The organism is Pseudomonas sp. EGD-AK9, assembly GCF_000465935.2.
Classification (GTDB): Bacteria; Pseudomonadota; Gammaproteobacteria; order Pseudomonadales; family Pseudomonadaceae; genus Aquipseudomonas.
Map to the genome: position 1 here is coordinate 1 of NZ_AVOF01000518.1, position 18407 is coordinate 18407.

General features: G+C 67.1%; 17 protein-coding genes. 9 read left to right on the forward strand and 8 right to left on the reverse strand.

The features are described from left to right. Positions 1 to 389, forward strand: a 389-nt coding sequence (locus tag N878_RS19825) for a DUF1631 family protein (RefSeq protein WP_036988384.1), incomplete at its 5' end; no start/stop codon positions are given. Between the two features lie 9 nt (positions 390 to 398). Then, a complete protein-coding gene (locus N878_RS19830) occupies positions 399 to 731 on the forward strand; it encodes a PilZ domain-containing protein (RefSeq protein ID WP_021445294.1) in 333 nt (110 codons plus the stop codon). Between the two features lie 96 nt (positions 732 to 827). On the opposite strand, the gene ettA is transcribed toward N878_RS19830, so the two are convergent. Then, positions 828 to 2495: an energy-dependent translational throttle protein EttA gene (gene ettA / locus N878_RS19835; protein WP_021445295.1), complete on the reverse strand. Its 1668-nt coding sequence runs from the start codon at positions 2493 to 2495 to the stop codon at positions 828 to 830. Positions 2496 to 2768: 273 nt separating this feature from the next. On the opposite strand from ettA, the gene N878_RS19840 reads away from it, so the two are divergent. Beyond that, positions 2769 to 6995, forward strand: a complete 4227-nt coding sequence (locus N878_RS19840; protein ID WP_031303571.1) for an EAL domain-containing protein — start codon at positions 2769 to 2771, stop codon at positions 6993 to 6995. Between the two features lie 286 nt (positions 6996 to 7281). Next, positions 7282 to 8535, forward strand: coding sequence for a serine hydroxymethyltransferase (glyA, locus tag N878_RS19845; RefSeq protein ID WP_031303573.1), 1254 nt, complete (start codon positions 7282 to 7284; stop codon positions 8533 to 8535). Positions 8536 to 8594: 59 nt separating this feature from the next. On the opposite strand, the gene N878_RS19850 is transcribed toward glyA, so the two are convergent. Beyond that, positions 8595 to 9110 carry a DUF3015 domain-containing protein gene (locus tag N878_RS19850; RefSeq protein WP_021445298.1) on the reverse strand — a complete coding sequence of 172 codons (516 nt, stop codon included), beginning with the start codon at positions 9108 to 9110 and terminating at the stop codon, positions 8595 to 8597. A gap of 162 nt (positions 9111 to 9272) precedes the next feature. Between N878_RS19850 and N878_RS19855 the strand changes: the two genes are divergently transcribed. Beyond that, positions 9273 to 9650 carry a PilZ domain-containing protein gene (locus N878_RS19855; RefSeq protein WP_021445299.1) on the forward strand — a complete coding sequence of 126 codons (378 nt, stop codon included), beginning with the start codon at positions 9273 to 9275 and terminating at the stop codon, positions 9648 to 9650. Positions 9651 to 9740: 90 nt separating this feature from the next. On the opposite strand, the gene radA is transcribed toward N878_RS19855, so the two are convergent. Continuing rightward, positions 9741 to 11102 carry a DNA repair protein RadA gene (gene radA / locus N878_RS19860; RefSeq protein WP_021445300.1) on the reverse strand — a complete coding sequence of 454 codons (1362 nt, stop codon included), beginning with the start codon at positions 11100 to 11102 and terminating at the stop codon, positions 9741 to 9743. A 92-nt stretch (positions 11103 to 11194) separates the two neighbouring features. Between radA and N878_RS19865 the strand changes: the two genes are divergently transcribed. Next, entirely contained in the window at positions 11195 to 11689 is a 495-nt protein-coding gene (locus N878_RS19865) for a GNAT family N-acetyltransferase (RefSeq protein ID WP_021445301.1), read from the forward strand. 90 nt (positions 11690 to 11779) lie between these two features. Here the strand turns inward: N878_RS19865 and N878_RS19870 are convergent, their stop codons facing one another. Both N878_RS19870 and N878_RS19875 read right to left on the reverse strand, forming a co-directional pair. Then, a complete protein-coding gene (locus tag N878_RS19870) occupies positions 11780 to 12058 on the reverse strand; it encodes a YdcH family protein (RefSeq protein WP_021445302.1) in 279 nt (92 codons plus the stop codon). Between the two features lie 79 nt (positions 12059 to 12137). After that, positions 12138 to 12383: a YdcH family protein gene (locus N878_RS19875; RefSeq protein WP_021445303.1), complete on the reverse strand. Its 246-nt coding sequence runs from the start codon at positions 12381 to 12383 to the stop codon at positions 12138 to 12140. A gap of 242 nt (positions 12384 to 12625) precedes the next feature. On the opposite strand from N878_RS19875, the gene mscL reads away from it, so the two are divergent. After that, positions 12626 to 13039, forward strand: a complete 414-nt coding sequence (gene mscL / locus N878_RS19880) for a large-conductance mechanosensitive channel protein MscL (RefSeq protein WP_021445304.1) — start codon at positions 12626 to 12628, stop codon at positions 13037 to 13039. Positions 13040 to 13087: 48 nt separating this feature from the next. Here mscL and N878_RS19885 read toward each other — a convergent pair whose 3' ends face one another. Beyond that, complete coding sequence (locus N878_RS19885) at positions 13088 to 14641, reverse strand: TerC family protein (protein WP_021445305.1); 1554 nt, start codon at positions 14639 to 14641, stop codon at positions 13088 to 13090. Positions 14642 to 15064: 423 nt separating this feature from the next. On the opposite strand from N878_RS19885, the gene N878_RS19890 reads away from it, so the two are divergent. Then, entirely contained in the window at positions 15065 to 16090 is a 1026-nt protein-coding gene (locus tag N878_RS19890; protein ID WP_021445306.1) for a CNNM domain-containing protein, read from the forward strand. Position 16091: 1 nt separating this feature from the next. Here N878_RS19890 and N878_RS19895 read toward each other — a convergent pair whose 3' ends face one another. Next, a complete protein-coding gene (locus N878_RS19895) occupies positions 16092 to 16868 on the reverse strand; it encodes a ferredoxin--NADP reductase (RefSeq protein WP_021445307.1) in 777 nt (258 codons plus the stop codon). 68 nt (positions 16869 to 16936) lie between these two features. Between N878_RS19895 and N878_RS19900 the strand changes: the two genes are divergently transcribed. Beyond that, positions 16937 to 18061: a class I SAM-dependent methyltransferase gene (locus tag N878_RS19900; protein WP_021445308.1), complete on the forward strand. Its 1125-nt coding sequence runs from the start codon at positions 16937 to 16939 to the stop codon at positions 18059 to 18061. 6 nt (positions 18062 to 18067) lie between these two features. Here the strand turns inward: N878_RS19900 and N878_RS19905 are convergent. Then, positions 18068 to 18407 (reverse strand): YdcF family protein (locus N878_RS19905; RefSeq protein ID WP_021445309.1); only part of this gene is annotated, 340 nt, incomplete at its 5' end.

Sequence of the window (18407 nt, forward strand, 5' to 3'; positions counted from 1 at the left end):
CGGAGAGCCCGCTCGGCGCCATGCTCGGCGAGGACGCCGACCTCGCCCGTCAGGCGCCGCCACGCACCAGGCTGTCAGCGCGCGCCCAGACGCTGGCCAAGGAACTGGCCAGCGTCGAGTTCGGCACCTGGTTCGAGTTCGTCAACGGCGAGCAGAGCCGCAGGCTCAAGCTGTCCTGGTTCAGCCCCACTACCCACAACTACATGTTCGTCGACAACAGCGGCCAGCGCGTGGCGATCAAACCCCTGACCCTGCTGGCCAGCGAGATGGAACAGGGCCTGGCCCGCATCGTCCCCCCCGAACGCGCGGCACCGCTGATGGATCGCGCCCTTACTGCCATCTACCGTGTGCTGCAGCGCTTTACCGGGCGCACGGCCGAACCCCGCTGAGGAATTTCCATGGAAGAGCGTCGCCAACACAGCCGCCATGGCACCGAGTTGCAGCTGGAGGTCTTCGACCTGAACAGCGGTCAGCGCCTGGGCCGCATCGTCGACCTGTCCGCCGACGGCTTCATGCTGTTCAGCGACACCCCGCACACCGCGGACGCGGTGCTGCAATGTCGCCTGGTGTGCAGCGCCGGCACGCAGGTTCTGCCGGAGGTACGCCTGGGCGCCGACTGCCTATGGAGCCGCCCCGGCGCCGACGGTCAGCACTGCTGGGCGGGCTTTCATATCATCGACCTGGCCGAAGATCAGGCCAGGGCGCTGGAAATCCTGCTGGCCAGGCTCTGACCCCCCATCCCCCAGGGCTACCGGTGCGCCCGGCGCGCCTAGGCCGCCAAAGAAAAACGGAGCCCGCAGGCTCCGTTTTTTTCATCTGGCGAAGAGTTATTGCGCCAGCTTCTTGTAGCGCACCCGGTGCGGCTGCGCGGCGGCGTCACCCAGGCGTTTCTTGCGGTCGGCTTCGAACTCGCTGTAGTTGCCCTCGAAGAAGTTGACCTTGCCGTCGTCCTCGTAAGAGAGGATGTGGGTGGCGATACGGTCGAGGAACCAGCGATCGTGGGAGATCACCACCGCGGCGCCGGGGAAGTCCAGCAGCGCCTCTTCCAGGGCGCGCAGGGTTTCCACGTCGAGGTCGTTGGACGGTTCGTCGAGCAGCAGCACGTTGCCGCCCTGCTTCAGGGTCAGGGCCATGTGCAGACGACCGCGCTCACCGCCGGAGAGGTCCTTGACGAACTTCTGCTGGTCGGCGCCCTTGAAGTTGAAGCGACCGACGTAGCCGCGCGACGGCACCTCGTAGTTGCCCACCTTGATCATGTCGAAGCCGTCGGAAATCTGCTCCCACACGGTCTTGCTGCCGTCGAGCAGGTCGCGGCTCTGCTCGACGCTGGCGATCTGCACGGTTTCGCCGATCTCGATGCTGCCGGAATCGGGCTGTTCCTTGCCGGTGATCATGCGCAGCAGGGTCGACTTGCCCGCGCCGTTGCCGCCGATCACGCCGACGATGGCGCCTTTGGGGATGCTGAAGGACAGGTCGTCGATCAGCACGCGGTCGCCGAAGGATTTCGACACGTTGTGGAAATCGATGACCTTGTCGCCCAGGCGCGGGCCGGCCGGGATGTAGATCTCGTTGGTCTCGCTGCGCTTCTGGAATTCCTGCGACTGCATTTCCTCGAAACGCTGCAGGCGCGCCTTGGACTTGGCCTGACGCGCCTTGGCGCCCTGGCGCACCCATTCCAGTTCGGCCTTCATCGCCTTGGCGTGCGACGCCTCGGCCTTGGCTTCCTGGGCCAGGCGGTTGGCCTTGGATTCCAGCCAGCCGGAGTAGTTGCCCTCGTAGGGGATGCCGTGGCCGCGGTCGAGTTCGAGAATCCAGCCGGCGACGTTGTCGAGGAAGTAGCGGTCGTGGGTGATGGCCACCACGGTGCCGGGGAAGTCGTGCAGGAAGCGCTCCAGCCAGGCCACCGAGTCGGCGTCCAGGTGGTTGGTCGGTTCGTCCAGCAGCAGCATGTCGGGCGCCGACAGCAGCAGGCGGCACAGCGCCACGCGGCGCTTCTCGCCGCCGGACAGGTGTTCGATCTTGGCCTCCCATGGCGGCAGGCGCAGGGCGTCGGCAGCGACTTCCAGCTGGCGCTCCAGGTTGTGGCCGTCGGAGGCCTGCAGAATCGCCTCCAGCTTGGCCTGCTCGGCGGCCAGGGCGTCGAAGTCGGCGTCCGGCTCGGCGTAGGCGGCGTACACCTCGTCGAGGCGGGCCTGGGCCTGCTTGATCTCGCCCACGGCCTCTTCGACTATGTCGCGCACGCTCTTGTTCGGGTCGAGCTGCGGCTCCTGTGGCAGGTAGCCGACCTTGATCCCCGGCATCGGGCGGGCTTCGCCGTCGATCTCGGTGTCGACGCCGGCCATGATGCGCAGCAGGGTCGACTTACCGGCGCCGTTGAGGCCGAGCACGCCGATCTTGGCGCCGGGGAAGAACGACAGGGAGATGTCCTTGAGGATTTCACGCTTCGGCGGGACGACCTTGCTGACCCGATGCATGCTGTAGACGTACTGAGCCATGGAGAACCTGACTGGTGAGAATGGGGTGAAAACGGCGCGTCGTGGCGCGCAGTGCAGAGACCTTAGCCCCTGCCGGGGCGCACGCCAAGTGCCGAACGGATGGCTGGCCATGCGCGCGCGGCGCAAAGCTACCGGAATGCGCGAGGCAGGGCAAACCTACGCTCGTCGGCTCAGCTGGCACTTGGCCACATTTGCAGGCATGCTAGCCGGCTCGCGCGAGCGCAGGCCTGCTTGCGCGCCCGACAACCCCGCAGCAGCTGCAGGTTCCAAGACGTGTCGACCCCCTCATCACCACCCTCGTCGCCTCAGGGAGAGTCGCACGCACCGCGCCGCCGCGAATCGCTCAAGCGCGCCCTGGTGGTGCTGGTGCTGGCCATGCTCGGGCTGCTGGCCTGGCAGCTGCTGCAGGAATACCGCCAGCTGCTGGACAACCAGCGGCAGTTGAGCCGCAGCTACAGCGAACAACTGGCCAAGCACCTGGGCCTGAACATGCGCCTCAAGGCCCAGGCCGGCCAGGCCATGCTGCAGAGCAGCGAACCCCGTAGCGTCAGCGCGGACGGGCTGGCCGCGCAGCTCAAGCCGCTGCGCGGCATCTTCCCGACCCTGTCCAGCCTGGCGTGGCTCGACGGCCATGGCCAACTGCTGGCCGACAGCGCCGACGAGACCGCCGACCTGAGCTTCATCCGCAGCCTGCAGCAACGCAGCGGCGGCGCGCCCTACCACTTCGCCTTCAGCGCCCACGACGGCGGCGCGCTGTACCTGCTGCTGCGCCAGCCCGACGGCAGCGCGCGAGTGCTGCGCATGAGCGTGCGCGCGCTGCGCGGCTGGCTGCGCGAGCAGCACCAGAGCGAACACGCCTGGCTGCTCGAGGACCTGCAGAGCCGGCGGGTGATCGCCCGCGCCGACGCCCTGCAACAGGGCAGCCTGGTCGCCCCGGTCACTGCCGAGGAGCAGGCGCAGAGCCTGCAGCTGATCCCCCTGGACGGCAGCGACTGGCAGCTGCGCGCGCTGTTCGACGCCGATCGCGCCGGCAGCCAGCTGATGCCGGCCCTGGCCGGCAAGTTTCTGCTGTTCACCCTGTGCAGCCTGCTCACCCTGCTCGCCCTGTACGGCCTGCAGCGCGAACAGCGCAGCCTGCAGCGGCTCAATGCCGAATCGCGGCGCTCGCTGCGCCAGGCCGCCAGTGCCCTCGGCGCGGTGGAGGAACGCATCCTGGTGACCCAGGCCGACGGCAAGCTGCGCTACCTCAACCCGCAGGCCGAGGCGCTGTTCGGCCAGAGCAGCCAGGCGGTGTGGGATCGCCACCTGCTGGAGCTGCTGCCCGACCTCGATCCGCTGCTGCTCAACAGCCCGCAACAGACCAGCGACCTGGGCCCGGAGCTGGTACGGGTGGTGCAGCAGGGCCGCGCGCGCCTGTTCGCCGTGACCCGCAGCGACATCAGCGAGGGCGGCCGCCAGGCCGGTTACGTCTGGGTGCTGCGTGACGTCACCGACGAGCAGCAGGCGATGCGCGTGCTGCAGGAAACCCGGCGACGCTACCAGGACATCTTCGAAGGCACCGGCGTGGCCCTGTGCGTGCTCGACCTGGCCGGCCTGCGCAGCTTCCTCCTGCAACACAAGCTGCGCGACAGCGCGAGCCTGGGCCGCTGGCTGCAGGCCGACGCCGGGCACCAGCGGCAGCTGCTGCAACAGCTGCGCATCACCGAGGCCAATCAGGTGGCGCTCAACCTGCTCGGGGTCAGGTCCACCGAGCAGGCCTGGCAGCAGCTGATCGACTGCGGCCCGCTGCAGCCGGACGACCTGCGCTACAAGCTGGCGGTGGCCGTACTGGAGGGCCCCAACCTGGTCGAGCTGGAAACCCAGCTGGTCACCGCCCAGGGCCTGCAACGCCATGTCTGGCTGGTGCTGCGTCTGCCGGAGATGATCCAGGACTACCAGGCGGTGACCCTGAGCATCGGCGACATCACCAGCCGCAAACGCATCGAGCTGTCGCTGATCGAGCGCGAGCGCTTCTGGTCCGAGGTGGTGCGCTCGGTGCCCGACCTGCTCTACGTGCACGACATGCAGAACAAGCAGGTGCTGTTCAGCAACCACAGCCTCGGCCTGCAGCTGGGCTACAGCGTCGGCGAACTCAAGGCGATGGCCGGGGAATTCTGGGAGCAGGTGCTGCACCCGGACGACAGCGATTACTACTGGCGCATCCGCAACCTGCAGAAGGTCATCGGCGACGGCCTGCTGCTCGAATCGGTGCTGCGCTGGCGCCATCGCGACGGCCAGTGGCGCTGGTTCAGCATCCGCGAACAGGCCCTGGCGCGCGATCCGCGCGGCCGGGTCAGCCGCCTGATCGGCGTGGCCAAGGACATCACCGAACAGATCGAGCGCAACCAGTCGCTGCGCGACAGCGAGCAGCGCTACCGCCTGCTCGCCGAAAGCATCAGCGACGTGATCTTCTCCACCGACGACAGCCTGGCGCTGAACTACGTCAGCCCCTCGGTGGAGCCGGTGCTGGGCTACTCGGTCGACTGGGTGATGGCCAACAGCTTCTCCAGCATGGCGGCCAATCCCCAGCAATTGAACGGCCTCAACCTGCTGCTCGAACGCATCCGCGACGCCCTCGGCGACCGCCCCCGCCTCGACCGCCTGCGCGAGGAGCTGCCGGACCAGCTGTTCGTCTTCGACTGCCTGCGCGCCGACGGCCACAAGATCCCGGTGGAACTGCGCCTGGTGCTGATGTGGGACGAGAACGGCCGCTTCGAGGGCATCCTCGGCGTCGGCCGCGACATCAGCCAGCAGCGCCGCGCGGAGAAGGACCTGCGCATGGCCGCCACGGTGTTCGAGCACTCCACCGCGGCCATTCTGGTCACCGACCCGGCCGGCTACATCGTCCAGGTCAACAAGGCCTTCAGCCGGGTCAGCGGCTACTCCGCCGGCCAGGTGCTCGACCAGCTGCCCGGCATGCTCACCGCCGACCGCCAGCAGGCGGCGCACCTGCAGTACATCCTCGGCCAGCTCAACCAGCGCGGCAGCTGGGAGGGCGAAGTGTGGCTCAAGCGCAAGGGCGGCGAGAACTTCCCGGCCTGGGTCGGCATCACCGCGGTGCACGACGAGGAAGGCGACCTGGTCAGCTACGTGTGCTTCTTCAGCGACATCAGCGAACGCAAGGCCAGCGAGCAGCGCATCCATCGCCTGGCCTACTACGACGCCCTCACCCACCTGCCCAACCGCACCCTGTTCCAGGACCGCCTGCACAGCGCCCTACAGCATGCCGAGCGGCACGACGAGTGGGTGGTGCTGATGTTCCTCGACCTCGACCGCTTCAAGCCGATCAACGACTCGCTCGGCCACGCCGCCGGCGACCGCATGCTCAAGGACGTGGCCATCCGCCTGTCGGCCTGCGTCGACGGCGACGACACCGTGGCGCGCATGGGCGGCGACGAATTCACCCTGCTGCTGCAGCCGCGCGCCACCCGCGAGGGCGCACTGAACCGGGCGATCCACGTCGCCGAGCAGATCCTCTCCAGCCTGGCGCGGCCCTTCGTCCTCGAGGGCCGCGAGTTCTTCGTCACCGCCAGCATCGGCATCGCCCTGGCGCCGCAGGACGGCGAGGAACTCAGTCAGCTGATGAAGAACGCCGACACCGCCATGTACCACGCCAAGGAGCGCGGCAAGAACAACTTCCAGTTCTACCAGGCGGACATGAACGCCAGCGCCCTGGAGCGTCTGGAACTGGAGAGCGACCTGCGCCACGCCCAGGAACAGGGCCAGTTCGTCCTGCACTACCAGCCGCAGTTCTCCGGCGACGGCCGGCGCCTGACCGGGGTCGAGGCGCTGCTGCGCTGGAACCATCCGCGCCGCGGCCTGGTGCCGCCGGACGAGTTCATTCCGGTGCTGGAAGAACTCGGCCTGGTGGTGCAGGTCGGCGACTGGGTGCTGGACGAGGCCTGCCGCCAGCTCAAGGCCTGGCACGAGGAGAAGATCCGCATCCCGAAGATCTCGGTCAACCTGTCGGCGCGCCAGTTCGCCGAGGGCGACCTGCACACCCGCATCGCCGCCATCCTCGCCGGCAGCGGCATCCCGCCGGCCTGCCTGGAGCTGGAGCTGACCGAGAGCATCCTGATGCGCGACGTGGCCAGCGCCATGCAGACCCTGGCCGACCTCAAGCGCCTGGGCCTGTGCATCGCGGTGGACGACTTCGGCACCGGCTACAGCTCGCTCAACTACCTCAAGCAGTTCCCCATCGACGTGCTGAAGATCGACCGCAGCTTCGTCGACGGCCTGCCCGAGGGCGAGCAGGACGCGCAGATCGCCCGCGCCATCATCGCCATGGCCCACAGCCTGAACCTGGCGGTGATCGCCGAGGGTGTGGAAACCCAGGCGCAGCTCGACTTCCTGCGCATGCACGAGTGCGACGAAGTGCAGGGCTACCTGCTCGGCCGACCGATGCGGGCGCAGCAGTTCAGCGCCCAGTTCGGCAATACCGCGCTGTTTATCCTGAGCTAAACGCAACCCTGGGATGGGTTAGCCGCCAGGCAGGCATGGGCCAGGAGCGCATGTTCTGCGCGGTGCCCCGATCGCGGCGGCGCGCCTGGCGCCAAGTGCTGGGTCATGCGGCGCCTGGCGGCTGTGTCGTATCAGGATAAATGCACCCGCCGCTAACCCAACCTACGCCCGCCATGAAGGCCATTTGTCCGCCGCATGACCGACCTTCATATGCCTGAATGCGACCTTTGCGGTAGAATCCGCCCCCTCTTTCTACCGCCCAGCTGATTTTTCTCAGGGGAATGCCATGTTCAGCCGTGATTTGAACCTTGCTCGTTATGACGCCGAATTGTTTGCCGCGATGGAGCAGGAAGCCCAGCGCCAGGAAGAACATATCGAGCTGATCGCCTCGGAAAACTACACCAGCCCGGCGGTGATGGAAGCCCAGGGCAGCGTGCTGACCAACAAGTACGCCGAAGGCTACCCGGGCAAGCGCTACTACGGCGGTTGCGAGTACGTCGACGTGGTCGAGCAGCTGGCCATCGACCGCGCCAAGCAGCTGTTCGGCGCCGACTACGCCAACGTCCAGCCGCACTCCGGCTCGCAGGCCAACTCGGCCGTGTACATGGCCCTGCTCAACGCCGGCGACACCGTGCTGGGCATGAGCCTGGCCCACGGCGGCCACCTGACCCACGGCGCCAGCGTCAGCTTCTCCGGCAAGATCTACAACGCCGTGCAGTACGGCATCACCGACGCCGGCCTGATCGACTACGACGAAGTCGAGCGCCTGGCGGTCGAGCACAAGCCGAAGATGATCATCGCCGGTTTCAGCGCCTACTCCCAGGTACTGGACTTCCCGCGTTTCCGCGCCATCGCCGACAAGGTCGGTGCCTACCTGTTCGTCGACATGGCCCACGTCGCCGGTCTGGTCGCCGCCGGCCTGTACCCGAACCCGGTGCCCTTCGCCGACGTGGTCACCACCACCACCCACAAGACCCTGCGCGGCCCGCGCGGTGGCCTGATCCTGGCGCGCAAGAACGAGGAGCTGGAGAAGAAGTTCAACTCCGCGGTGTTCCCTGGCGGCCAGGGCGGCCCGCTGGAGCACGTCATCGCGGCCAAGGCCGTGTGCTTCAAGGAAGCCCTGCAGCCTGAGTTCAAGGCCTACCAGGCGCAGGTGATCAAGAACGCCCAGACCATGGCCGGCGTGTTCATCGACAACGGCTACGACGTGGTTTCCGGCGGCACCGAGAACCACCTGTTCCTGCTCTCGCTGATCAAGCAGGACATCACCGGTAAGGACGCCGACGCCGCCCTGGGCCGCGCCTTTATCACCGTGAACAAGAACAGCGTGCCGAACGATCCGCGCTCGCCCTTCGTCACCTCCGGTCTGCGCATCGGCACCCCGGCGGTGACCACCCGCGGTTTCAAGGAAGAGGAATGCCGCCAGCTGGCCGGCTGGATCTGCGAAGTGCTGGCCAACATCGGCAACGACGAAGTCGAAGGCCGCGTGCGCGAGCAGGTCAAGGCGCTGTGCGCCAAGTTCCCGGTCTACGGCAACTAAGCCTCAGCCGCGAATGAAAAAGCCCGCCAATTCGGCGGGCTTTTTTGTGGCCAACGGAATCAGGCCGGCTGTTTCACATAGCGCGCCAGCTGGGCGTCGCGGCTCATCACCTCGAGGGTCGCGGCCAGCACCTGCTCGCTGGTGGTGTCGGAGTGCTGGAAGATGCTGCCGAAGTTCTGGTGGGTGACCTTGGCGAAATGCGCGCGGTCCTGTGCCTCGATGCCTAGCAGGGTGGCATAGGCGTCCAGCGCTTCGCCCTGGCCGACCGCCATGTCCTCGGCGATGGAGTCGAGCATGCCGTTCATCGCCAGCAGCGAGCGGCCGCCGTAACCCAGCGTGACGCTGGAGTCGCAGCCGTTGGTGCCCGAGGTCAGGCCGAAGGTGGCGTTGCCCGAGGTGCCGTTGGTGGTGGTGGCCAGCAGGTGGGGCACCAGGCCGCGCTGTCCTTCGAACACCATGTTGCCCCAGCCGCAGCCACCGCCGCCGGCCTGGGCAGCCATGGCGGACTGAGCGGCCAGACTGGCAACGCCCAGCACCCCGAAAATCAAACCCTTGCTCAGCAATCGCTTGTCCATATCAGTCGCTCCGCAATCTCTGGTAATAAAAACCGCACTAGGAGCTTTGGCGACACTTGTCGGCCTGTCAAACGGCCGCCGGCAAATTGTGTGGCGCATGGAAAACCGCCGCGCGCGCGACTGCCTTGGCTATAGTGATGGAAATCCTCCAGGAGTACGGGCATGAGTGAATCAGCCAACGAGCGTCGGCGCTTTCAGCGCATCGCCTTCGACGCGCCCACCGCAATCGCCCAGGGCGAACGGCGCTGGACGGCGGCTCTGCACGACCTCTCGCTCAAGGGCCTGATGATCAAGAAACCGCGCGACTGGAACGGCGACCCGGACCAGCCGTTCGAGGCGCAGATCGACCTGGGCGGCGAGGCCCAGGTGAAGATGGAAGTGGTGCTGACCCGCACCCAGCAGGATCACCTGGGCTTCGTCTGCCGGCATATCGACCTGGACTCCATCAGCCACCTGCGCCGCCTGGTGGAGCTGAACCTGGGCGACGAGAGCCTGCTGGAGCGCGAGCTGGCGGCGCTGGGCGAGGACGAGACGCCATAGCGGCGGCGCCGCGCGGGGTTACGCGGCGCCAGGAATCGCCGTCGACTCGGGATCAATGCCCACGCCGCTGGCCCGACCTACGCCCCGGATCTACTCGAACAAGGCATCCAGCGCCTGCTCCAGGCGCGTCACGGCGATGATCGCAAGGCCGCCCGGCGCTTCCTTGGGCGCGTTGCCCTTGGGCACTATGGCGCGCTTGAAGCCGTGCTTGGCCGCCTCCTTGAGCCGTTCCTGGCCGCTCGGCACCGGGCGGATCTCGCCGGACAGGCCGACCTCGCCGAACACCAGCAGATCGTGCGGCAGCGGGCGGTTGCGCAGGCTGGAGATCACCGCCGCCATCAGCGCCAGGTCGGAGGCGGTTTCCAGCACCTTGACCCCGCCGACCACGTTGAGGAACACGTCCTGGTCGTAGGTGGGGATGCCGCCGTGGCGGTGCAGCACTGCCAGCAGCATGGCCAGGCGGTTCTGGTCCAGGCCCAGGGTGACCCGGCGCGGATTGGCCATATGGCTGGTGTCGACCAGCGCCTGCACCTCCACCAGCATCGGCCGGGTGCCCTCCCAGGTGGCCATCACCACGCTGCCGGGGACTTCCTCCTGAGCGCGGGTAAGGAAGATCGCCGAGGGGTTGGTGACCTCCTTGAGGCCCTTGTCGGTCATGCCGAACACGCCCAGCTCGTTGATCGCGCCGAAGCGGTTCTTCACCGCGCGCAGCAGGCGCAGGCGGCCATCGGACTCGCCCTCGAAATACAGCACGGTGTCGACCATATGCTCGAGCACGCGCGGCCCGGCCAGGGCGCCCTCCTTGGTCACGTGGCCGACCAGGAAGATCGCCGTGCCGCTCTGCTTGGCGTAGCGCACCAAGAGCGCGGCGCTCTCGCGCACCTGGGCGACGCCGCCAGGGGCCGACTGCAGCTGCTCGGTGAAGATGGTCTGGATCGAGTCGATGACCATCACCTTGGGTTTTTCCACCCGCGCGGTGGCGATTATGGTCTCGATGCAGGTCTCGGTCATCACCTTCAGCTGGTCCTCGGGCAGGCCGAGACGGCGGGCGCGCATGGCCACCTGCTGCTGCGATTCCTCGCCGGTGACGTACAGCGCGGGAAAGCGCGTGGCGATGTTGCACAGGGTCTGCAGCAGGATGGTCGACTTGCCGATGCCGGGGTCGCCGCCGATCAGCACCACCGAGCCGTCCACCAGGCCGCCGCCGAGCACCCGGTCCAGCTCGCCGGAGGCGGTGGAAAAGCGCGGCACCTCCTCGACGCTGACCTCGGCCAGGGTCTTGATCTGTGCCTGCTGGCCAGCCCAGCCGGTGCGCCCGCTCGGCGCCGAGACGCCTTCCAGCACGGTTTCCACCAGGGTATTCCAGGCCCCGCACTCGCCGCACTGCCCGGCCCATTTGGGGAAGGTGGCGCCGCACTCGGTGCAGCCGTACATGCGCTTGGCCTTGGCCATGGGGGACAGTCCTGCCTGCTGAACAAAGGCTGGAACGATACCGAACAACTGGATAAATTTACAGACCCGCCAAGCCGCTCCCTGGAGCCCCCATGCAGATCGAACTGCTGCCCACCGCTGTCGACCAGCTCCCCCTGATCCGCAATCTCTACCAGTTCTACGCCTACGAGAGTTCGGACTGGGAGCAGGAAGAGGTCGAGAACGACGGCCGCTTCTATATCCACGAACCGCACCTGGCGCGCTACTGGCAGGAGCCGGGCTGGAGCGCACAGCTGATTCTCGCCGACGGCTTCATCGCCGGCTTCCTGCTGATCGAGCGCAGCGAACTGCCGGGCATCGACGCCGCGGAATTCGCCGACCTGTTCATCCTCAAGAAATACCGCCGCCATGGCATCGGCCGCGCCCTGGTGCACCAGCTGCTGGGTGACAGCAGCCCCTGGCTGCTGCGTTTCTACCGCCAGGACGAACTGGCGTGCGCCTTCTGGGAACAGCTGTTCAAGGAGCTGCCGCGACCGCCGCGACAGATCTGGAGCGAGGATGAAGCGGACGGCCTGCTCAGCTACCTGATCAATCCGCCCACGCACTGAGCGGCGCCGGCAGGCGCGGCGGCTGGCCGGGAGGGCGCCACGCGCCCCTGGGCCGTGTCCGATTTCGCGGCGCCCCCTGTTCGAACGGCGTCAGCTCTTGCAGTCGTTGCCGCAGCCGCAGCACTGCCCGGCGGCGCGCTTGAGCTGGCGCGCCAGCTCGTCCTTGAGTGTCACGCGGCTGTGCTTGAGGGCGCCGAGGGCGCTATCGTCGAGCAGTTCGATGCCGTCCTCGATGCGGCAGATGCGTTTGTCCAGCGCCTCGTAGTCATCGGCCTGACGGGCGAACTGAGCGTCCTGCCGGCGCAGGCGCTGCAGTTCGTCGCGGTGTTCGGGGAAGTCGTGGATCAGCGGGTGATGGTCGACGTGCATGCGCAAGCTCCTTGGTTGGGGGTTGCGCGCAGCCTAGACCGACCTCGGGCGCCGCTCGTTGATCCGGGTCAAGCGCCGCCTAGGTCGCGGCGGCGCGCAGCAGGCTGGCGATCTCGTCCTTCAGGCCGACCCGTTGCAGCTTGAGCCCCTGCAGGGTCAGGTCGTCGACGGCGACGCGGCCGTCCTCGATTTCGTAGATGCGCTTGTCCAGCTCTTCGTATTCTTCGGCCATGCGGGCGAAGCGCGCATCGTGCTGCATCAGCTGGCGCAGGGCGCCGTTGTGTTGGGGAAATTCGCGAGTCAGCGGATGATGTTCGAGCGGCATGGAAGTCCCTCCCAGGAGATGGCCTTATTAGCCTAGTCGAGCTGCAGCTCGGCGGCTCGGCCGACGGCGAATTTCGCCCTCGACGAGACGAGCGGCCGTGTTGCCCAGGGCCTCGCGCCCGTGCTGGCGAAAGGCGCCATCGGCACGCGGCGCTTATTTCGATATTGCCTTTGCAACCTGACTGCGGCCCAATCGCAGGCTATAAACACAGTTGGCAACAGCATCGGCAAAGGGAGTAAGGCATGAGCATCCTCAGCGAATTCAAGGCTTTCGCGGTCAAGGGCAATGTGGTCGACATGGCCGTCGGCATCATCATCGGCGCGGCGTTCGGCAAGATCGTCTCGTCCTTCGTCGGCGACGTGGTGATGCCGCCGCTGGGCATCCTGATCGGCGGGGTGGATTTCTCCGACCTGGCCATCGTGCTCAAGGCCGCCGAGGGCGAGGTGCCGGCGGTGACCCTGGGCTACGGCAAGTTCATCCAGACCGTCATCGACTTCACCATCGTTGCCTTCGCCATCTTCATGGGCATCAAGGTGCTCAACAAGCTCAAGCGCGAGGAAGAAGCCGCCCCCGCCGCGCCGCCGGCGCCGACCAAGGAGCAGGAGCTGCTCGGCGAGATCCGCGACCTGCTCAAGGCGCAGCAGGGCAAGGAATAACCCCGGCAGAGAAACGACAAGGGCGCCTTCTGGCGCCCTTGTCGTAGCTCAGCTGAGCGGTGGCGTCAGCAACAACTTGCTCACCCGCCGCTCCTTGACCTCGGTCACGGTCAGGCGCCAGTCGGCGTACTCCAGTTGGTCGCCCAGCACCGGCAGGCGGTCGAGCAGGCTCATGGCCAGGCCGGCCAGGGTCTGGTAGTCGTCGCAGGGGGCGGCGACGAAGCCCAGTCGCTCGCGCAGCACCGCCAGGTTGAGCGCACCGTTGACCCGGTAGCCGCCCTCCACGTCCTCGATCTCCGGGCCGTCCACTTCGCTGGCATCCGGCAGTTCGCCGGCAATCGCCTCGAGGATGTCGGTCAGGGTCAGCAGGCCCTCGAAACCGCCGAACTCGTTGACCACGAAGGCCACATGGGTCGAGGCCTGGCGCATCTGCTCCAGCGCGCCGAGCACCGAGACGCCGTCCGGCAGGTTGATCGGCGTGCGCACCAGGCTCTCGATGTCCGGCTGCTCGCCCTTGAGCAGTTCCTTGAACAGCTCCTTCTTGTGGATATAGCCCAGCGGCTCGTCGGCGCTCGCCGCACGGCTGACCAGCAAACGCGAGTGCGGCGAGTCGAGCAGGGCCTGGTGGATCTTCTCCAGGGGCGCGTCCAGATCGATCCGGTCGACCTGCATGCGGTCGGTCATCGCCGTGCTGATCGACTGCTCGGCCAGGCCCAGCACGCCGCGGATCATCACCCGCTCGCGGCGGTCGAACAGCCCCGTTTCGCCGTAGCCGCCCTCGAGCATGTCGGCGATCTCCTCGCCCACCTCGTCGGCCTCGACCTTGCCGCCAAGCAGGCGCAGCACCGCGTGCGCAGTGCGCTCGCGCAGGCCGCGTTCGCCCTGCAGGTGGCGCTTGCGGCGCGAGCGGGCGAGCTGGTTGAACACCTCGATGAGGATCGAGAAACCGATCGCCGCATACAGGTAGCCCTTGGGAATGTGGAACCCCAGGCCCTCGGCGGTGAGGCTGAAGCCGATCATCATGAGGAAGCCCAGGCACAGCATGATCACCGTCGGGCGGGCGTTGACGAAGGCGGTCAGCGGCTTGCTGGCGAGCATCATCAGCGCCATGGAGATGACCACGGCGATCATCATCACCTGCAGGTGCTCGACCATACCCACCGCGGTGATCACCGCGTCCAGGGAGAACACCGCATCGAGCACGATGATCTGCGCCACTACCGGCCAGAAGCGCGCGTAGGTGCGACTGCCGCTGACCTGGTGGCTGCGCCCTTCGAGGCGCTCGTGCAACTCCATGGTGGCCTTGAACAGCAGGAAGATACCGCCGCCGAGCATGATCAGGTCGCGCCCGGAGAAGGTCTTGTCGAACACCTCGATCAGCGGCTCGGTGAGAGTCACCAGCCAGGCGATGCTGGCCAGCAGGCCGAGGCGCATCAGCAGGGCCAGGCTCAGGCCGATCAGACGTGCGCGGTCGCGCTGATGCGGCGGCAGCTTGTCGGCGAGAATGGCGATAAACACCAGGTTGTCGATACCGAGGACGATTTCCAGGACGACCAGGGTCAACAGACCCAACCAGGCCGTGGGATCGGCGATCCATTCCATTTACAGAGATGCTCTTGTGAAGGGGAAACGAACCCAGGCGAAAGCGCCATGCAGGCACGCGGCCGGCACGGGAAGACTCGACTGGGGGATACGGGAACCAGCGCGCAAGGGCTGGAGTAGAACGCTGCAGGCAGCGGCGCCTACAGGATGGGCTGCCCTCGGGCACGTTGCCGAGGGCGGTCGACTACTGTCGCTGTCCATACAGACCGGATAGAGAAAACAGGGCCGACGATCTTATTGCAGCGAACCGACGCGACTAAGCCCCGACTTGTAACCAGGCGTTACATGGACGCCCATGGGCGCCGTCCCGCGCCGATTCGAGTGCAGACAGACACGAAATGTTGCAGCTTGCCAATGGTCGGCCCGCTTCTCCGGCCTCATTTCCTATAGATTGAAGGGCCATTCGCCACCAACTCCCCCCACATGACACTCCTGATAGCGTTCGCTGTCCTCTCCATCCTGGTTTCGTTCATCTGTTCCATCCTCGAAGCCGCCCTGCTTTCCCTGACGCCCAGCTATATTGCCCAGCAGAAGGTCGATCGCCCCAAGCTGTACGAGCGGCTGAAAGAGCTCAAAGACAAGATCGACCAGCCCCTGGCCGCCATCCTCACGCTGAACACCGTGGCCCATACCGTGGGCGCCACCGGCGTCGGCGCGCAGGTGACCATCGTCTTCGGCGACGGCTATCTCGGCGCCGCCTCGGCGATCATGACCCTGCTGATCCTGGTGCTCTCGGAGATCCTGCCGAAGACCATCGGCGCCCGCTACTGGCGTGCCCTGGCGCCCTTCCTGCCGAGCCTGCTGGGCGCCATGATCCTGCTGCTCAAGCCGTTCATCGTTATGTCCGACCTGATCATGCGCCTGTTCGGCGGCAAGGAGCCGGAGCACGACATTCGCCAGGAGATCAAGGCGCTGACCCTGCTCGGCCGCGAACTGGGCAAGCTCGACGAAGACGAGCAGCGGGTGATCAGCAATATCCTCGACCTGCACGAGATCAAGCTGCGCGACATCATGACCCCGCGCATCGTCTGCGAATCGGCGGACCCGGACGACTCGATCGGCGCCTTCAAGGCGCGGGTCAAGCAGAGCCAGTTCTCCCGCTACCCGGTGATAGGCGCAGACGAAGCGCCACTGGGCGTGGTGTTCCGCTACGACGCCCTGGCCGCCGAGGACGACACCGCACCGGTGACCAGCATCATGAAGCCGCTCAAGGTGGTGCCGGAAAGCATGAACGTGGAAAACCTGATGACCCAGCTGATGCAGGAACGCCAGCACATGTGCCTGGTGTACGACGAGTTCGGCAGCTGGCGCGGCCTGGTGACCCTGGAAGACATCATGGAGACCATCATCGGCAAGCCGATCCTCGACGAGACCGACGACATCCCCAATATGCGCCGCTTCGCCAAGCGCCGCTGGGAGCACCGCATCAAGGCGATCCGCGAGGAGTGAACTACCAGTAGTTCTCCACCGCCACCTGGCCGGGGCGGCGGGTCAGCGCCAGGTTCAGGTTGCGCGCCCTGAGCACGGCGCGGGTGTCCTCGATCATCTGCGGGTTGCCGCAGAGCATGATGCGCGAGTGCTCGGGCGCAAGCTTCAGGCCGGCGGCACGTTCCAGCTCGCCGTTCTCGATCAGGCTGGTGACCCGCGCATGGAGTGCCCCGGGCACCTGCTCGCGGGTGACCACCGGCAGGTACTGCAGCTTGTGCCCCGCCCCCTCCAGCCACTCGCGCCGCGGCAAATCGGCGATCAGCTCCTGATAGGCCAGCTCGCCGCGGTCGCGGGCGCTGTACACCAGGACGATGCGCTCGAAGCGCTGCCAGACCTCCAGATCCTGCAGGATCGACAGGAAGGGCGCCAGCCCGGTGCCGGTGCCGATCAGCCACAGGTCGCGGCCATCGGCGAAGCGGTCGAGGGTGAGAAAGCCGGTGGCCTGCTTCTCCACCAGCAGCTCGTCGCCGGGCGCAAGGCCGCTCAGCTCGCTGGTGAACTCGCCGCCGGGCACGACGATGGAGAAGAATTCCAGATAGTCGTCGTGCGGCGCCGACACCATCGAATAGGCACGCCAGACGATGCAGCCGCTGGCCTTGCGCACGCCGAGGCGGACGAACTGTCCGGCACGGAAGCGGAACCCCGCGTCGCGGGTGCAGCGCAGGCTGAACAGACTGGGCGACCAGACACGCACCTCGGTCAGGACCTGGCGGGTGAACTTCTCTTCGCTGACGGTCATACTTCCCCCTTTGCTCAACTCCTCTGCAGTCTCGCGCAAAGCGGGCGCGACAAACACCGACGGTTTCCATGCCTATTCTCGACACCCCCTTCGCCCAGCTCGATCTGCTGCGCCAGCCGCACCAGCCGAACGAACCGCTGCAGGCCTTCGACGCCGCCGACGAGTACCTGCTCAAGCACCTGCACGAGCAGGGCCTGGGCGCGAGCGACGCGGTGCTGCTGCTCAACGACGGCTTCGGCGCCCTGGCCTGCTCGCTGGCCGGGCAGTGCCGGCTGACCAGCAGCGGCGACTCGCACCTGGGCCGTATCGCCCTGCACAGCAACCTGGCGCGCAACGGCTTGGCCCGCGACGCAGTGACCTTCGTGCCGGCCAGCGACACGCCGCAGGGGCCGTTCGACTGGGTGCTGATCCGCGTGCCCAAGACCCTGGCCCTGCTGGAGGAACAGCTGATCCGCCTGCACGGCCAGCTCGCCCCCGGCGCGCGGGTGGTGGCCGGCGCCATGGTCAAGCACCTGCCGCGCGCCGCCGGCGACCTGCTGGAACGATACATCGGCCCGGTACAGGCCTCGCTGGCACTGAAGAAAGCGCGTCTGCTGACGGCCACGCCCGCGACCAAGGCGGCGCCCGCATCGCCCTACCCGACGCGTTACCGGCTGGACAACCCGGCCATCGAGCTGCTCAACCACGCCAATCTGTTCTGCCGCGAGGGCCTGGACATCGGCACCCGCGCCTTCCTGCCGCACCTGCCGCGCCACCTCGGGCGCATCCGTGTGGCGGATCTGGGCTGCGGCAACGGCGTGCTCGGCATCGTCTACGCGCTGCATAGCCCGCAGGCGGAGCTGTGCCTGGTGGACGAGTCCTATATGGCCGTGCAGTCGGCGCGGGACAACTGGCGGGCGGCCCTCGGCGAGCGACCGGTCGAGATCCGCGCCGGCGACGGCCTGGCCGAGCAGCCGGCCGATTCGCTGGACCTGGTGCTGTGCAACCCGCCCTTCCACCAGCAGCAGGTGGTCGGCGATTTTCTCGCCTGGCGCATGTTCCAGCAGGCCCGCGCCGCGCTGGTCACAGGCGGCGAGCTGTGGATAGTCGGCAACCGCCACCTGGGCTATCACGCCAAACTCAAACGCCTGTTCCGCGGCGTCGAGCAGGTGGCGGCGACGCCCAAGTTCGTGGTGCTCAAGGCGGTGAAATAAGCGCGCTCAGGAGCCGCCATAGGCCAGTGGATAGAGCAGCAAACCCAGCGCCTCGTTGAGCAACTGGCCGTTCTGCCACACCGCCTTGGCCTCCGGCAGCCAGCCGCCCAGCGGCCTGGCGCTGCCGCCGCCGAGAAAGCCCATGGGCGCGGCGATCACCTCGAAGCCGGCCTGCTCGAAGCACCAGCGCGCCCGCGGCATGTGCCAGGCCTGGGTCACCAGCACCACGCGGCGCACGCCCTGCGGCTGCAGCAGCTCGGCGCTGAAGCGGGCGTTCTCCCAGGTGGTGCGGCTGCGCTGCTCCAGCCAGCGCACCGGCTGGCCGTAGTCGCTGGCCAGGGCCTCG

Bases quoted from the DNA above. Each gene is read 5' to 3' on its own strand.
- N878_RS19830 (WP_021445294.1), top strand. From the start codon at position 399: ATGGAAGAGCGTCGCCAACACAGCCGCCATGGCACCGAGTTGCAGCTG.
- ettA (WP_021445295.1), bottom strand. From the start codon at position 2,495: ATGGCTCAGTACGTCTACAGCATGCATCGGGTCAGCAAGGTCGTCCCG.
- glyA (WP_031303573.1), top strand. From the start codon at position 7,282: ATGTTCAGCCGTGATTTGAACCTTGCTCGTTATGACGCCGAATTGTTT.
- N878_RS19850 (WP_021445298.1), bottom strand. From the start codon at position 9,110: ATGGACAAGCGATTGCTGAGCAAGGGTTTGATTTTCGGGGTGCTGGGC.
- N878_RS19855 (WP_021445299.1), top strand. From the start codon at position 9,273: ATGAGTGAATCAGCCAACGAGCGTCGGCGCTTTCAGCGCATCGCCTTC.
- radA (WP_021445300.1), bottom strand. From the start codon at position 11,102: ATGGCCAAGGCCAAGCGCATGTACGGCTGCACCGAGTGCGGCGCCACC.
- N878_RS19865 (WP_021445301.1), top strand. From the start codon at position 11,195: ATGCAGATCGAACTGCTGCCCACCGCTGTCGACCAGCTCCCCCTGATC.
- N878_RS19870 (WP_021445302.1), bottom strand. From the start codon at position 12,058: ATGCACGTCGACCATCACCCGCTGATCCACGACTTCCCCGAACACCGC.
- N878_RS19875 (WP_021445303.1), bottom strand. From the start codon at position 12,383: ATGCCGCTCGAACATCATCCGCTGACTCGCGAATTTCCCCAACACAAC.
- mscL (WP_021445304.1), top strand. From the start codon at position 12,626: ATGAGCATCCTCAGCGAATTCAAGGCTTTCGCGGTCAAGGGCAATGTG.
- N878_RS19885 (WP_021445305.1), bottom strand. From the start codon at position 14,641: ATGGAATGGATCGCCGATCCCACGGCCTGGTTGGGTCTGTTGACCCTG.
- N878_RS19890 (WP_021445306.1), top strand. From the start codon at position 15,065: ATGACACTCCTGATAGCGTTCGCTGTCCTCTCCATCCTGGTTTCGTTC.
- N878_RS19895 (WP_021445307.1), bottom strand. From the start codon at position 16,868: ATGACCGTCAGCGAAGAGAAGTTCACCCGCCAGGTCCTGACCGAGGTG.
- N878_RS19900 (WP_021445308.1), top strand. From the start codon at position 16,937: ATGCCTATTCTCGACACCCCCTTCGCCCAGCTCGATCTGCTGCGCCAG.